This is a genomic window from Cryobacterium sp. PAMC25264, assembly GCF_019443325.1.
In the GTDB taxonomy this organism is placed as follows: Bacteria; Actinomycetota; Actinomycetes; order Actinomycetales; family Microbacteriaceae; genus Cryobacterium.
On the sequence record NZ_CP080383.1, the window covers coordinates 3697405 to 3713452 of the forward strand.

Below are 16048 nucleotides of genomic sequence, written 5' to 3' on the forward strand. Positions count from 1 at the left end.
CTCTGAGGCTATGCCTAGTTCGGGGCCGCCGCCAGAGCGCGCCCTACGCCGCAGCCCCTTCTGCGACTTCGGCTTCGAGCACCGCCATGGCGGCATTGTGACCGCCGAGCCCGCTCACGCCGCCGCCGCGCCGAGCGCCGGCCCCGCAGAGCAGGATCCGCTGGTGCCGCGTGGCCACACCCCAGCGCTCGGCCGCCGTGTCTCGCGGCGCGTCGTCCTCCAGGAAGGGCCAGGACAGCAGGCCGTGGAAGATGTCCCCTCCAGGCAGGTTGAGTGCCTCCTCGAGGTCCGCGGTGGTCTTCGTTTCGATGCAGGGGGCGCCGGTGGCATCTCTCAGCAACAGGCTCTCGATCGGTTCGGCGAGAACCGAGTTGAGCGAGGCCAGCACGGCCGCCTGCAGTCGAGCGCGCAGGCCGGCGTTGTCCTCGTGGGCGAGCCGGTCGGGCGTGTGCAGGCCGAAAACCGTGAGGGTGTGCGCGCCGGCCGCGACGAGGTCCGGCGAGAGGATGCTCGGATCGGTCAGCGAGTGACAGTAGATCTCGCAGGAGACCAGCTCGGGCACCGTGCCGGCGCTGGCCTGCCGGTAGGCCGTCTCCAACTGGCTGAGCGTCTCGTTGATGTGGAAGGTGCCGCCGAACGCGGCCTCCGCGGACACCGCCGGGTCGAGCAGCCGGGGGAGCCGGGACAGCAGCAGATTCACCTTCACCTGGGCGCCCTCCGGTTTCGCCGTGTCGGCCGGCCTGTCGCCCAGGAGCCCGTCCAAGACCCACGGCGCCACATTGGCCAGCACCCGGGAGCCGATGACGGCCTGGTCAGCACCGTCCTGGCGATACCGCACGGTGCCGTCTGCATCGATGCCGGTCACCTCTGCGCCGGTCAGAATGCGCGCTCCCGCCTGCCTGGCGACCCGTTCGAGTTCGCCGGTCACCGCGCCCATGCCGCCGATCGGCACATCCCAGTCACCCGTGCCGTTGCCGATCGAGTGGTACAGGTAACACCGGTTGGCGTCGAGGGAGTCATCGTGCACCGACGTGAACGTGCCGATGAGGCCGTCGGTCGCCACGACCCCGCGCACCAGGTCGTTGCTGAAGCGTCGGGTCAGCATGTCGCCGAGCGGACGCTCGATCAGCTCGGTCCACAGATCGTCGTTGCCGACCAACCGGCGAGCCTCCGAACGGGTGGGCAACGGTTCGCACACCGTGGGGAACAGCGCCCGGGCCACGTGCCCGAGGTCGTCGCCCAGCTGTTGCCAGGCGGCCGCATCAGACTCGGCCCCGATGCGACTGAACGACGCGCGGGTCTCGTCCGGGTCCCCGGCGTCCACGAGTAGTCCGGCCGACGGACGCGCCGGATCAGGGGTGTACGACGAATAGCGGCGGCGGGCCAGGTGGATGTCGAGGCCGAGTTCGTCGACGATGCGCCGGGGGAGGAGGCTCACCAAGTAGGAGTACCGGGAGAGCCGGGCGTCCACGCCCGCAAACGCGGCCGCCGATACGGCTGCCCCACCCACGTGGTCGTCGCGTTCGAGCAGTAGAACCCGGCGTCCGGCACGGGCCAAATACGCCGCCGCGGTGAGCCCGTTGTGGCCGCCGCCGACGATGACGATGTCGTGTGTGTTGTCCATGGAGAGGCCTTCCGTCCGCGCCGATGCTGGTGCATCGACACTAACGCCATCGGGCGACACGCCCGGGATGCAAATGCGATTTGCGACCCCCTCCGAAACCCCCGTATAGTCATCTCTCGTCACCCCACAGGTTCGGAAAGCCGCAGAGCTTCCGGCCTCAAGCGGGACCAACTCCAAGCAGAAAAGAAAGCGATTCTTCGCTTTGTACAGCTTGATGAAGTTCGCTTCGAATCCAGTAAATGGAAACCAAGCGGGCAACAAGAACAACATCGAAGTGCCCCGGAGCGACAGCCTTTCAGGCCTGAAGTCGGGTGCGTCCGATCCTTGAGAACTCAACAGCGTGCACAATGTCAAATGCCAAAAACCTCGGTCGTAGGGCTCCTTTCTAGGGAGTACCGCGGAAGAGATTCCTTTGGAAAACATTTAAACAACAAAGCAAGTCAGTAATGATTTGTTCTGTCAGTTTCAAACTTGCATCGTTGTCGCCTATTCCGGCGGCTCGGTGCACTAGATGTGACGCCAGCTTGCTGGTTAGTCAGCTAAACATTTACGGAGAGTTTGATCCTGGCTCAGGACGAACGCTGGCGGCGTGCTTAACACATGCAAGTCGAACGGTGAAGAGGAGCTTGCTTCTTGGATCAGTGGCGAACGGGTGAGTAACACGTGAGTAACCTGCCCCAAACTCTGGGATAAGCACTGGAAACGGTGTCTAATACCGGATACGAGCTTCAGCCGCATGGCTAGGAGTTGGAAAGAATTTCGGTTTGGGATGGACTCGCGGCCTATCAGCTAGTTGGTGAGGTAATGGCTCACCAAGGCGACGACGGGTAGCCGGCCTGAGAGGGTGACCGGCCACACTGGGACTGAGACACGGCCCAGACTCCTACGGGAGGCAGCAGTGGGGAATATTGCACAATGGGCGCAAGCCTGATGCAGCAACGCCGCGTGAGGGACGACGGCCTTCGGGTTGTAAACCTCTTTTAGTAGGGAAGAAGCGAAAGTGACGGTACCTGCAGAAAAAGCACCGGCTAACTACGTGCCAGCAGCCGCGGTAATACGTAGGGTGCAAGCGTTGTCCGGAATTATTGGGCGTAAAGAGCTCGTAGGCGGTTTGTCGCGTCTGCTGTGAAAACCCGAGGCTCAACCTCGGGCCTGCAGTGGGTACGGGCAGACTAGAGTGCGGTAGGGGAGATTGGAATTCCTGGTGTAGCGGTGGAATGCGCAGATATCAGGAGGAACACCAATGGCGAAGGCAGATCTCTGGGCCGTAACTGACGCTGAGGAGCGAAAGCATGGGGAGCGAACAGGATTAGATACCCTGGTAGTCCATGCCGTAAACGTTGGGAACTAGATGTGGGGACCATTCCACGGTCTCCGTGTCGCAGCTAACGCATTAAGTTCCCCGCCTGGGGAGTACGGCCGCAAGGCTAAAACTCAAAGGAATTGACGGGGGCCCGCACAAGCGGCGGAGCATGCGGATTAATTCGATGCAACGCGAAGAACCTTACCAAGGCTTGACATATAGAGGAAACGGCTGGAAACAGTCGCCCCGCAAGGTCTCTATACAGGTGGTGCATGGTTGTCGTCAGCTCGTGTCGTGAGATGTTGGGTTAAGTCCCGCAACGAGCGCAACCCTCGTCCTATGTTGCCAGCACGTAATGGTGGGAACTCATGGGATACTGCCGGGGTCAACTCGGAGGAAGGTGGGGATGACGTCAAATCATCATGCCCCTTATGTCTTGGGCTTCACGCATGCTACAATGGCCGGTACAAAGGGCTGCAATACCGCGAGGTGGAGCGAATCCCAAAAAGCCGGTCTCAGTTCGGATTGAGGTCTGCAACTCGACCTCATGAAGTCGGAGTCGCTAGTAATCGCAGATCAGCAACGCTGCGGTGAATACGTTCCCGGGCCTTGTACACACCGCCCGTCAAGTCATGAAAGTCGGTAACACCCGAAGCCAGTGGCCAAACCCGCAAGGGATGGAGCTGTCGAAGGTGGGATCGGTGATTAGGACTAAGTCGTAACAAGGTAGCCGTACCGGAAGGTGCGGCTGGATCACCTCCTTTCTAAGGAGCACAGCAGTGCCGTCTGTATACAGCGGAGTAACACTGCCAAGTCATACGAAGACGAATGTTCTTCGATGGCGCTCATGGGTGGAACATTGACATTGATGCAGAACCAAATGGTTTGATCTCAGTACTTCACTTCGGTGAATGGAAAGGGTTGGGTCAGGCGGGTTTGCATGACGCACGCTGTTGGGTCCTGAGGGACCGGAACAATCGGTGATCGAGCTTGTCTTGATCGCGGTTGAACTTTTCCTCTGGACCTTTTTCGGTCAACAGTCGTACCTTTCGGGGTCGTTGGTCGTAAGGGGTACCGCCCGTACTTTGAGAACTACACAGTGGACGCGAGCATCTTAAATTTGAACCCTTCGGGGTCAAATTACAAAGATCAACACACTCTTTGAGTGTGTGATCATTGGTCAATTTCGGTCACGGACTTTGTTCGTGACACTTAATCGATTCAAACTCATGTGATTTCAAATTTTCAAGAGCAAACGGTGAATGCCTTGGCATGTAGAGCCGAAGAAGGACGTAGTAATCTGCGATAAGCCTCGGGGAGTTGATAAACGAACTGTGATCCGAGGATGTCCGAATGGGGAAACCCCGCCAGGCCCGCAAGGTGACCTGGTGACTCCCGCCTGAATATATAGGGCGGGTAGAGGGAACGTGGGGAAGTGAAACATCTCAGTACCCACAGGAAGAGAAAACAATAGTGATTCCGTTAGTAGTGGCGAGCGAACCCGGAAGAGGCTAAACCGATCATGTGTGATAGCCGGCAGGCGTTGCATGGTCGGGGTTGCGGGACTTTTCTGCTGCTTCTGCCGAACAGTGAGGGTTAGAACGTTGTATAGACGAACAGGATTGAAAGCCTGGTCATAGAGGGTGCGAACCCCGTAGTCGAAATGCAGCAATCGCCCGAAGAGTATCCCAAGTAGCACGGGGCCCGAGAAATCCCGTGTGAATCTGTCAGGACCACCTGATAAGCCTAAATACTCCTACATGACCGATAGTGAACAAGTACCGTGAGGGAAAGGTGAAAAGTACCCCGGGAGGGGAGTGAAATAGTACCTGAAACCGTTTGCTTACAAACCGTTGGAGCACCCTTTGTTGGTGTGACAGCGTGCCTTTTGAAGAATGAGCCTGCGAGTTAGTGATATGTGGCGAGCTTAACCCGAGAGGGGAATGCGTAGCGAAAGCGAGTCTGAATAGGGCGATTCAGTCGCATGTCCTAGACCCGAAGCGAAGTGATCTATCCATGGCCAGGTTGAAGCGACGGTAAGACGTCGTGGAGGACCGAACCCACTTCAGTTGAAAATGGAGGGGATGAGCTGTGGATAGGGGTGAAAGGCCAATCAAACTTCGTGATAGCTGGTTCTCTCCGAAATGCATTTAGGTGCAGCGTTGCGTGTTTCTTGCCGGAGGTAGAGCTACTGGATAGCCGATGGGCCCTAAAAGGTTACTGACGTTAGCCAAACTCCGAATGCCGGTAAGTGAGAGCGCAGCAGTGAGACGGTGGGGGATAAGCTTCATCGTCGAGAGGGAAACAACCCAGACCACCATCTAAGGTCCCAAAGCGCGTGCTAAGTGGGAAAGGATGTGGAGTTGCATAGACAACCAGGAGGTTGGCTTAGAAGCAGCCACCCTTGAAAGAGTGCGTAATAGCTCACTGGTCAAGTGATTCCGCGCCGACAATGTAACGGGGCTCAAGCACGCCACCGAAGTTGTGGCATTGATATTTTTGGTAAGCCGCACCCTTGTGGTGTTGGTTCAGCCGTGTTGATGGGTAGGAGAGCGTCGTGTGGCCAGCGAAGCGGCGGTGTAAACCAGCCGTGGAGGCTACACGAGTGAGAATGCAGGCATGAGTAGCGAAAGACGGGTGAGAAACCCGTCCTCCGAAAGATCAAGGTTTCCAGGGCCAGGCTAATCCGCCCTGGGTAAGTCGGGACCTAAGGCGAGGCCGACAGGCGTAGTCGATGGACAACGGGTTTATATTCCCGTACTGATGAAAAACCGTCCAAGCTAATCCAGTAATGCTAAGCATCTGAATCCTCTAGATGGATCCCTTCGGGGTGAAGCGTGAGGCCTAGCGTGCGACCCTATGCTGGTGCGGTTAGCGTATTAACAGGTGTGACGCAGGAAGGTAGCTGAGCCGGGCGATGGTTGTCCCGGTCTAAGGATGTAGGCCGAGAGATAGGCAAATCCGTCTCTCATATAAGGCTGAGACCCGATGGGTAGCCCGTAAGGGTGAAATCAGTGATCCTATGCTGCCAAGAAAAGCATCGACGCGAGGTTTTAGTCACCCGTACCCCAAACCGACTCAGGTGATCAGGTAGAGAATACTAAGGAGATCGAGAGAATCGTGGTTAAGGAACTCGGCAAAATGCCCCCGTAACTTCGGGAGAAGGGGGGCCTGAGGCGTGAAGGGATTTACTCCTGGAGCGTTCGAAGGCCGCAGAGACCAGTGGGAAGCGACTGTTTACTAAAAACACAGGTCCGTGCCAAGTCGCAAGACGATGTATACGGACTGACGCCTGCCCGGTGCTGGAAGGTTAAGAGGAACGGTTAGCCGTAAGGCGAAGCTGAGAATTTAAGCCCCAGTAAACGGCGGTGGTAACTATAACCATCCTAAGGTAGCGAAATTCCTTGTCGGGTAAGTTCCGACCTGCACGAATGGCGTAACGACTTCCCAGCTGTCTCAACCGCGAACTCGGCGAAATTGCATTACGAGTAAAGATGCTCGTTACGCGCAGCAGGACGGAAAGACCCCGTGACCTTTACTACAGCTTGGTATTGGTGTTCGGTGTGGCTTGTGTAGGATAGGTGGGAGACTGTGAAGCTTGGACGCTAGTTCAGGTGGAGTCATCGTTGAAATACCACTCTGGTCATATTGGATACCTAACTTCGAACCGTGATCCGGTTCAGGGACAGTGCCTGGTGGGTAGTTTAACTGGGGCGGTTGCCTCCTAAAAAGTAACGGAGGCGCCCAAAGGTTCCCTCAACCTGGTTGGCAATCAGGTGTCGAGTGTAAGTGCACAAGGGAGCTTGACTGTGAGACTGACAAGTCGAGCAGGGACGAAAGTCGGGACTAGTGATCCGGCAGTGGCTTGTGGAAGCGCTGTCGCTCAACGGATAAAAGGTACCTCGGGGATAACAGGCTGATCTTGCCCAAGAGTCCATATCGACGGCATGGTTTGGCACCTCGATGTCGGCTCGTCGCATCCTGGGGCTGGAGTAGGTCCCAAGGGTTGGGCTGTTCGCCCATTAAAGCGGTACGCGAGCTGGGTTTAGAACGTCGTGAGACAGTTCGGTCCCTATCCGCTGCGCGCGCAGGAAATTTGAGAAGATCTATCCCTAGTACGAGAGGACCGGGATGGACGAACCTCTGGTGTGTCAGTTGTTCCGCCAGGAGCACCGCTGATTAGCTACGTTCGGAACGGATAACCGCTGAAAGCATCTAAGCGGGAAGCCGGCTTCGAGATGAGATTTCCATCCCTTAGGGGGAGAGGCTCGCAGCTAGACTACTGCGTTGATAGGCCGGATGTGGAAGAGAGGACTAAAGACTCTTGGAGCTGACCGGTACTAATAAGCCGATAATTTGATAACACTCAGTTTGAATAAGCTGCTATGCGTCCACTATGTGGTTCTCGATGTACGGTCGAGAACAACGCCCACGCCACAGCGTGTGGGCTCTATAACTAAAAATATAGGTTCGATTCATCGAAAGATGTTTCGGCGGCTATAGCAAGAGGGAAACGCCCGGTCACATTCCGAACCCGGAAGCTAAGACTCTTTGCGCCGATGGTACTGCAGGGGGGACCCTGTGGGAGAGTAGGACACCGCCGGACTTAACTTAGAAACACCAGAAAAGCCACCCCGACCGGGGTGGCTTTTCTGCGTTTAACCCCCACGCCGCTGCCCTCCGCGACCACGTCCCGGCTGCCTCACCCCACCCCGGTCGAACCCGTCAAGACCCCGTAGGTCGGCCTCCAAACCCCACCACACCCGTCCCGTCACCAGGTCTCGACGAGCTCGACCAGCGAGGCGGGAGCGTCCCGCAGGCATCCGCGACCACGCCCTGGATGCCCCACCACACGTCGGTCGAGCCTGTCGAGACCCCGTAGGCCGACCTTCGAACCGCACTGAGTATTAGCGCTCCTGGGGGCCACCGTTATCGACTTTGGGGGCCACCGGGTGGTGTGGCCGGTAGCGTGCTCGGGGGCCACCGAATATTGCTGTTGGGGGCCATCTGCTTAGCTCCTTCCGCCGCGTGTATAGGCACGCGGCAGAAGGAGTAATCAACAATGGTACGAAGGATCAACGCGAAGCTCGTGCTTCAGCTCAGAGCCGAAGGCATGACGGGGCGCGCGATCGCGATCGCGCAGGGCATGTCGCGCAAGAGTGTGCTGGCGGTGTTCGATGCCGCCGAGAAGGCTGTCATTGGCAGTGACGGTCTTGCCGGTCGTAGCGAGGCCGAGGTGTATGCGCTGCTGTTCCCGGGTCGGGGCGAGCACGAGAGTGTATTCGTGCAGCCTGATTGGGACGGGGTGCACAAAGAGCTCGCCAAGGTCGGGGTGACGCTGAAGCTGCTCCATGGCGAGTACGTCGACCGGTGCACAGTGGCGGGGCAGCCGGCGATGGGTTACGACCGGTTCTGCAAGTCTTACGGGGCACATGCGTTGGTCACTGGGGCGGCGTCTCGGGTGGACCACAAGGCCGGGCGGACGGTCGAGGTCGACTGGTCGGGGCCGACGATGCAGCTCACTGACCCGGTCACCGGGGAGATGTCTCGGGTGTATTTGTTCGTCGCGTGCCTGCCGTTCTCTCGGTATTCGTTCGTCGAGCCGGCGCTGGATATGCGGCAAGACACCTGGCTGCTGGCCAACGTGGCAATATTCGAGTGGTTTGGTGGAACGGTTCCTAGGATCGTGCCCGACAACCTGAAGACCGGCGTGATCAAGCACCCTCGCGAGGGTGAGGTCGTGTTGAACGACGCATACCGCGAAATGGCGGCGCACTACTCGGCCGCAGTGCTGCCGGGCCGCCCCCGGTCACCAAAAGACAAACCATCAGTGGAAAACACGGTCTCCCACGTCGCCACCTGGGTGATCGCCGGGCTGCGTCATCGGCGTTTCGGAACGCTTCCCGAACTGCGCACCGCGATCCACGAACGCATCGATGCCTACAACCGGGAGCCGTTTCAGAAACGCGCCGGCTCGCGCCTGAGCGTGTTCGATAGCGAGGAGAAGGCGTTGCTGCGGCCGTTGCCATCAGCTCCGTATGAGATCAGCCGGTGGATCATGGGGCGCCGGGTGCAGAAGAACGGGCATGTGGTCTGGGAAAAGAACTTCTACTCCGCCCCCTACGCCCAGATCGGCCAGGCCGTCGATCTGCGCATCACCAGCCAAGTGTTAGAGGTTTACCGGAATCATGAGCGGCTCACCAGCCACCTGTTGTTCGGCGAGCATGTCGTGAACGAATACCGCACCAACGATGCCGACCAGCCCCAGGGCGAGAAATATCGGGAGTGGGACACCGTGAGGATCCGGGCCTGGGCGGAGCGGGTCGGCCCGAACATGGTGACCGTGGTGAACAGGATCTTCGAGGCCGTGCCGGTGGAGGAACAGGGGTTCGACGCTGCCCTGGCAGTGCTGCGGCTCAGCCGCCGCTACTCCAGCGCGCGAGTGGAAAGAGCGTGTCAGATCGCATTGGAGGGTCGTGTTCGCTCTCCCCGGTATGCGCACTTACAGCCGATCCTGGAGACCGGGCAAGACAAGACAGGCACCCGCAGGATTCCGCGTTTCGAGCCCACCGAGCCCGAATCTGGCGGATACGTCCGCGGCGCCGACTACTACGCAGGAAGCGGTGCACGATGAGCCGGATCGACATCGAGACCAAACGCAAACTCCGCGAAATGGGAGTGACCACCCTGTTGGACGCGTTCGACGCCCAAGACGACGTCCTGACGCTGGGTTTGGCGTTCGAGGAAAAGATCAAACTGGCCGTCGATGACGCCCACTCCGTCTTCACCCAAACCAAGGTGGAGGGGCTGATCCGCCGAGCGAACCTGCGCTATCCGAACGCGGACCTGCGCCGCCTGGACCTCGTCGAGGAACGCGGCCTCGACCGGTCGATGATCGCCGGCCTGGGCACCTGCTCGTTCATCGACCGGCAGCAGAACGTCGTGTTCCAGGGCTTCACCGGGTCAGGGAAATCGTATCTGGGCTGCGCACTGGCGAAGGCAGCATGCATGCACCGGGTGCGAGCACACTACATCCGGATGCCAGAACTCGAAGAGGCCTGGCAGCTTGCCCGAGACAAGCCGTCTGGGACCACGAAGTTCCTGAACAAGTACGCCGCGTTCTCGCTGCTGGTAATCGACGAGTGGCTCCTGGACGAGCCCGACGAGAGCACCAGGAGCATGCTTCTGGAGCTCCTCGAGCGGCGCTACGACCACGCATCAACGGTGTTCTGCACCCAGTACGCCCAGAAGGATTGGCACCAGCGCCTCGGTTCTGGGGTTCACGCCGACGCGATCATGGACCGCATCGTGCACAACACCATCTGGGTCGAGACCGGCGGCCACAACATGAGAGAACACACCGCCGGCCAGGTCACGGCATAGACACTCGCGCGGTCGGGCGCCACTGGCCCCCGACCGCGCGACTGCACGGCCCCCAAAGGCGATACCGGTGGCCCCCGAAGGCAATATTCACTGGCCCCCAAACCCGCAAATACTCAGCACCATGCCCGTCCCGTTGGCGGGTCTCGACGGGCTCGACGAGCGTCGGGGGAGACACAGCGACCGGAGGCGCTAGCGTGGGGATTTCACTCTGACGATCGCCCTGAGGCGATCGAAGCCTGAACGAGCGGGAGACGAATTGAAGACCGACGCCGCCTGGCCCGTCGCGGAACTGCACGTGCACATCGAGGGCACCCTCGAGACCGAGCTGCTGGTCACGCTCGCTCGGCGGAACGGCGTCGAACTGCCCAGCTACGACCCGGAGGCGCTCCGGGAGCTCTACAGGTTCACCGACCTGCAGTCGTTCCTCGATATCTACTACGCCAACCTGGCTGTGCTGCGCACCGAAGCCGACTTCTACGATCTCGGAATGGCTTACCTCACCCGGGCCACGGCGGCCGGCGTGCGCCGGGCGGAGATCTTCTTCGACCCGCAGACCCACCTGGCCAACGGCATCGCGCTCGACGTGGTGTTCGCCGGGCTCACCCGCGCCCTCACCGAGGCCCGCGCCACTCTGGGCCTCTCCGCCGACCTGATCCTCTGCTTCCTCCGCCACCTCGGCGGTGCGGCTGCCCTGGAGACCCTCGACGCGGCCGTCCCCTACCTCGACCAATTCATCGGTGTGGGGCTCGACTCTGCGGAGGTCGGCTTCCCGCCCTCGTTGTTCACCGAGGTCTTCGCCAAGGCCGCCGCGCTGGGCCTGCACCGCGTCGCCCACGCCGGCGAGGAGGGCGGACCGGATTACGTGCACGAAGCCCTCGACCTGCTCGGCGTGGAACGGGTCGACCACGGCATCCGCGCCATCGAAGACCCCGACCTCATCGAACACCTCCGCAAGTGGCAGATCCCGCTCACGGTGTGCCCGCTCTCGAACGTCTGCCTGCAGGCGGTTCCGGAGCTCGGCGTGCATCCGCTGCCCGCGATGCTCGCAGAGGGTCTGCTCGTGACGATCAGCAGCGACGACCCGGCCTACTTCGGCGGCTACGTCGACGACAACCTCAACGCGGTGCAGAGCGAGTTTGCCCTGTCGCCGCAGCAGATGGCTACCCTGGCCCGCAATTCCTTCCGGGCGTCCTTCCTGCCCGAAGCCGAAAAACTCCGGCACATCGCCGCCGTGGACGAGCATCTCGAGGGCCTGCTGCGACTAACCTCGGGAGCATGAGCAATCCCCTTCCTCACGTGCAGCAGGACCTCGGTGCGGAGGCGGTAGCCCTCGTCACCAAGTGGCTGGCCGACAGCGCGACAATCCCGGCGGATGTGTCGGCGGAACGTTTGGCCGGGGTGCTGAAGGATCCGAACGGGCTCGACTTCACCGTGGGCTTCGTTGACGGAGTGATGCGGCCCGAGGACGTGATGGTCGCCGGGTACAACCTGCAGCGGGTGGCCAGGCTCGCGCCCGCCTTCCTGCCGCCGGCCCTGCGCGGCGCCATCAGCGTGGGCGGTGTGATGGGACCGGTGCTGCCCTGGGTGGTCATCCCCGCGGCCCGCAAGGTGCTGCGCCAGATGGTGGGTCACCTGGTTGTCGACGCCAGTCCCGACAAACTCGGTCCGGCGATCGAACACCTGCGCGCATCGGGCAACCGGCTCAACATCAACCTGCTCGGCGAGGCCGTGCTCGGCGAGAAGGAGGCGCTCCGCCGCCTCGAGGGCACCCGGGCGCTACTGGCTCGCGACGACGTGGACTACGTGTCCATCAAGGTCTCCTCGATCGCCAGCCAGCTGTCGATGTGGGCGTTCGACGAAGCCGTCGACCGGGTCGTCGCCCGGCTCACCCCGCTCTACGAACTGGCCGCGGCCTCGCCGACCCCCAAGTTCATCAACCTCGACATGGAGGAGTACCGCGACCTCGACCTCACCATCGCGGTCTTCGAACGCATCCTCGATCAGCCCCGCCTGATGAACCTCGAGGCCGGCATCGTGCTGCAGGCCTACCTGCCCGAAGCCCTCGGCGCACTGCAGGGGCTCACCCAGTGGGCGCATGCCCGCCGGGCCGGCGGCGGCGCGCCCATCAAGGTGCGGGTCGTCAAGGGCGCCAATCTCGCCATGGAGCACGTGGACGCTGTCGTACACGGCTGGCCGCTGGCCACCTACTCCAGCAAGCAAGACACCGACACCAACTACAAGCGAGTGCTGAGCTGGGCGCTGACCCCGCAGAACACGGATGCTGTGCGCATCGGCGTCGCCGGGCACAACCTCTTCGATGTGGCCTATGCCCACCTGCTGGCGCAGTCGCGGGGCGTGGACGACCGCATCGAGTTTGAGATGCTCCTGGGCATGGCCACCAGCCAGGCCGAGGCCGTGAAGAAGGACGTCGGCCGGCTGCTGCTCTACACCCCGGTCGTGAACCCCGCCGAATTCGACGTGGCCATCAGCTACCTCATCCGCCGCCTCGAAGAGAACGCGAGCGAGGAGAACTTCATGTCGGCGGTCTTCGAGCTCGTCGACACCCCGGCCCTATTCGACCGGGAGAAGGAACGCTTTCTCGCCTCCCTGGCGAACCTTCAGTCCGGCTCCGACGCGCGACGGGGCAGCATCCAGGCCTCGCCGCCCAACCGCGGCCAGGACCGGTCGGTGGTCGTCCCCCTCGAACCGCTGCCCGCGGCCGACGAGCCTGCCCTCACCATGCCGCCGCCCGAAGCGGATGACCCCAACCTCACCGCTCTGGTGCTCGGGCTCACCCGCGGATCGGTTTCGCGCAGCAGGTCGGTGCTCGGCGGGTTCCGCAACGAACCCGACACCGACCCGTCCCTGCCTGCCAACCGTGACTGGGGCCGGGCCATCCTGGCCCGCGTGGAGACGTCCGCCCTCGGCCGCGACGGCATCCGTGCCGCCCGTATCGCCGACGCCGACACGCTCGACGAGGTCATCGGAACCGTCACCCGGGCCGCCGCCGACTGGGCCCGGAAGTCCGGCGCCGAACGGGCGATCATCCTGCACCGGGCCGGGGTGGCCCTGGCCGCACACCGTGCCGACCTGATCGAGGTGATGGCGAGCGAGACCGGCAAGACCATCGCCGAGGGCGACCCCGAAGTGAGCGAGGCCGTCGACTTCGCGCACTACTACGCCGAACGCGCCCGCGACCTCGACGCCGTGCAGGGCGCCATTTTCGTTCCCTCCCGGCTCACCGTGGTCACCCCGCCGTGGAACTTCCCGGTGGCGATCCCGGCCGGTGGGGTGCTCGCCGCCCTGGCCGCGGGCTCCGGCGTGATCCTCAAGCCGGCCACCCTGGCCCAGCGCACCGGCGCCGTCCTCGCCGAGGCCCTGTGGGAGGCCGGAGTTCCCCGTGATCTGCTCGCCCTTGTCGACCTGCCCGATCGGGCGCTCGGCAGCCGGCTGCTCGCTCACCCCGACGTCGATCGGGTCATCCTCACGGGAGCGTACGAGACCGCGAAACTCTTCCGGGGCCTGCGCGAAGACCTTCCGCTGCTGGCCGAGACCAGCGGTAAGAACGCGATCATCGTGACTCCGGCCGCCGACCTCGACCTCGCGGCCGCCGACGTGATCAGGAGCGCCTTCGGTCATGCCGGCCAGAAGTGCTCGGCCGCGAGCCTGGTGATCCTGGTCGGCTCGGTCGCCCGCTCCACCCGGTTCCTCGGTCAGCTCGTGGATGCGGCGACCTCGCTGCGCGTAGGCCGACCCGCCGATCCCGACAGCCAAATGGGGCCCATCATCGAGCCCGCGAGCGGCAAACTGCTGCACGCCCTCACCGAGCTCGGCGCCGGCGAGAAGTGGCTGGTGGAGCCGAAGCTGCTCGATGACACCCTGGAGACCGGAGTCGGCCAGCTCTGGTCGCCCGGGATCCGCACCGGTGTGGCCGCCGGGTCGTACTTCCACCTCACCGAGTTCTTCGGCCCGGTGCTCGGCGTCATGCACGCGCGCACGCTCGAGGAAGCCATCCGCTACCAGAACGCCGTCGACTACGGACTGACGGCCGGGCTGCACTCCCTCGATGCCGACGAGATCGCCCCGTGGGTCGACACCGTGCAGGCGGGCAACCTCTACGTGAACCGCGGCATCACCGGCGCGATCGTGCAACGGCAGCCGTTCGGTGGCTGGAAGCGCTCGGCCGTCGGCGCCGGCAGCAAGGCCGGCGGACCGAACTACCTGTTCGGACTCGGCGGCTGGGTGACCGACCCCGGCAAGAACAGCTCCACCCTGCACCTGCGTGGGCTCGAACAGCGCATCACCGACCTTATCGAGGCCTCGCAGCCGTCCTTGCCCTATGAGGACTTCGACGTGTTGCGGCGCTCGGCGCTCAGCGACGCCCTGGCCTGGCGTGAGGAGTTCGGCACCGTCACCGACGTGTCGGAGCTCGGCCTGGAGCGCAACCTGTTCCGCTACTGCGCGCTGCCCGTCACAGTGCGGCTCGGCGACGACGGCAATCTGGCCCTGCTCTTGAGGGTCATCGCGGCCGGTTTGGTGTCCAAGTCCCGGTTCGTGGTCTCCAGCGCGATCCCGGTGCCGCCCAAGGTGCGCGCCGTGCTCGCGCCGCGCGACATCCCCGTGATCATCGAGAGCGACGACGAGTGGCTGGCCCGCGTGGCCGCCGGGGGCGTGACCACGAGCCGGGTGCGCCTGATCGGCAGCGACCCGGTGACCGGCGCGGCCGCGGATGCGTCGGCGTTCGCCGCCGCGGTCGACGGCAGCCCCGACATCGCCGTGTACGCGCATCCGGTGACCCAGTCCGGGCGGGTCGAACTGCTCCCGTTCCTGCGCGAGCAGGCCATCTCCATCACCAACCACCGCTTCGGCAACCCGAGCACCCTCACGGACGAGGTCGTCTAGCGCCATAATGGCTGCGGCCGGAGGCCGGAGGCGAGGTGACGCAGTGAGGGCACCACGATGGCTGCGTCTGCGGCGTGAAGCCTGGGGCTTCATCGTCGGATCGGCGTTGTTCATCCTCGGCGCCCTGCCCGGCTACCTCGGCGCGGTCGGGCCCGTCGTGGACAACCTCACCTTCTTCATCGGGGCGCTGTTCTTCACCCTCGCGGCGTTCATCCAACTCAATCTCAGCGGTCGGCGGCCACCGCGCAGCACGACCAACCGGCCCGACAGGTTCGACTGGTGGGCGGCGGCCATCCAGTTCGCCGGCACGCTCTTCTTCAATCTCAGCACCGCTACGGCGCTCTCGGCGAGCCTGGGCGGCACCCGCACCGGCTGGCGACCGGATGCGTTCGGCTCGGTCTGCTTCCTCGTCGCCAGCGTCCTCGCGGTCGTGGCCACCACCGGACGGGACTCGCTCTGGGACCCGAGGGCGCGCACCTGGCGGAGCACCTGGCTCAACCTGCTCGGATCGGTGGCCTTCGGCCTCGCGGCCATCGGCGCGTATCCGGTTCCCGGCACCGGGGCGGAGTTTCTGGCCGGCTGGGCCGCGGCGGGCACCATCGCCGGTGGTGTCTGTTTTCTCGTGGCCGCGGTTCTGACCCGCCCGGGCACTCCGCGGCTGACGTGAGCCGGAGGAGGCGGGGCCGTGCCGGGTAACGGCAACACGAACGGAAAGGCTGATAATGGAGGGTAGCCATCTCGACGGCCGCCATTTTCCGGCGACCAGCGCAGGCCTCAGCCTACGCACGGTTGCCACTCAGACTACTGGGAGAAAATCGATAGGACATGATTTGTCG

General features: G+C 62.7%; 6 protein-coding genes and 3 rRNA genes. 8 read left to right on the forward strand and 1 reads right to left on the reverse strand.

What is annotated here, in order from left to right; all coding sequences use genetic code 11:
- Positions 1-43 precede the first annotated feature (43 nt).
- The gene (locus tag KY500_RS17350; protein WP_219901595.1) at positions 44-1624 is read right to left on the reverse strand and encodes an NAD(P)/FAD-dependent oxidoreductase; all 1581 of its coding nucleotides are present in this window, start codon (positions 1622-1624) and stop codon (positions 44-46) included.
- Between the two features lie 546 nt (positions 1625-2170).
- Here KY500_RS17350 and KY500_RS17355 point away from each other — a divergent pair.
- From KY500_RS17355 to KY500_RS17390, 8 genes are all read left to right on the forward strand, one after another.
- Positions 2171-3691, forward strand: a 16S ribosomal RNA gene (locus KY500_RS17355).
- A 471-nt stretch (positions 3692-4162) separates the two neighbouring features.
- Positions 4163-7291 (forward strand): 23S ribosomal RNA (locus KY500_RS17360).
- 125 nt (positions 7292-7416) lie between these two features.
- Positions 7417-7533, forward strand: a 5S ribosomal RNA gene (rrf, locus tag KY500_RS17365).
- Together the 16S, 23S and 5S rRNA genes form the textbook arrangement of a ribosomal RNA operon.
- A gap of 456 nt (positions 7534-7989) precedes the next feature.
- Positions 7990-9561, forward strand: a complete 1572-nt coding sequence (gene istA, locus KY500_RS17370; protein WP_219901596.1) for an IS21 family transposase — start codon at positions 7990-7992, stop codon at positions 9559-9561.
- Positions 9558-10310 (forward strand): ATP-binding protein, encoded by a 753-nt coding sequence (locus KY500_RS17375; RefSeq protein ID WP_219901597.1) that lies wholly within the window; start codon positions 9558-9560, stop codon positions 10308-10310. Before istA ends, KY500_RS17375 begins: the two co-directional genes overlap by 4 nt.
- A 256-nt stretch (positions 10311-10566) precedes the next feature.
- Complete coding sequence (locus KY500_RS17380) at positions 10567-11589, forward strand: adenosine deaminase (RefSeq protein ID WP_219901598.1); 1023 nt, start codon at positions 10567-10569, stop codon at positions 11587-11589.
- Positions 11586-15212, forward strand: coding sequence for a bifunctional proline dehydrogenase/L-glutamate gamma-semialdehyde dehydrogenase (locus KY500_RS17385; protein ID WP_219901599.1), 3627 nt, complete (start codon positions 11586-11588; stop codon positions 15210-15212). The genes KY500_RS17380 and KY500_RS17385 overlap by 4 nt, the downstream gene beginning before the upstream one ends.
- 43 nt (positions 15213-15255) lie before the next feature.
- Entirely contained in the window at positions 15256-15879 is a 624-nt protein-coding gene (locus KY500_RS17390; RefSeq protein WP_219901600.1) for a YrhK family protein, read from the forward strand.
- Positions 15880-16048: the final 169 nt, after the last annotated feature.

Bases quoted from the DNA above. Each gene is read 5' to 3' on its own strand.
- KY500_RS17375 (WP_219901597.1), top strand. From the start codon at position 9,558: ATGAGCCGGATCGACATCGAGACCAAACGCAAACTCCGCGAAATGGGA.
- KY500_RS17385 (WP_219901599.1), top strand. From the start codon at position 11,586: ATGAGCAATCCCCTTCCTCACGTGCAGCAGGACCTCGGTGCGGAGGCG.
- KY500_RS17350 (WP_219901595.1), bottom strand. From the start codon at position 1,624: ATGGACAACACACACGACATCGTCATCGTCGGCGGCGGCCACAACGGG.
- istA (WP_219901596.1), top strand. From the start codon at position 7,990: ATGGTACGAAGGATCAACGCGAAGCTCGTGCTTCAGCTCAGAGCCGAA.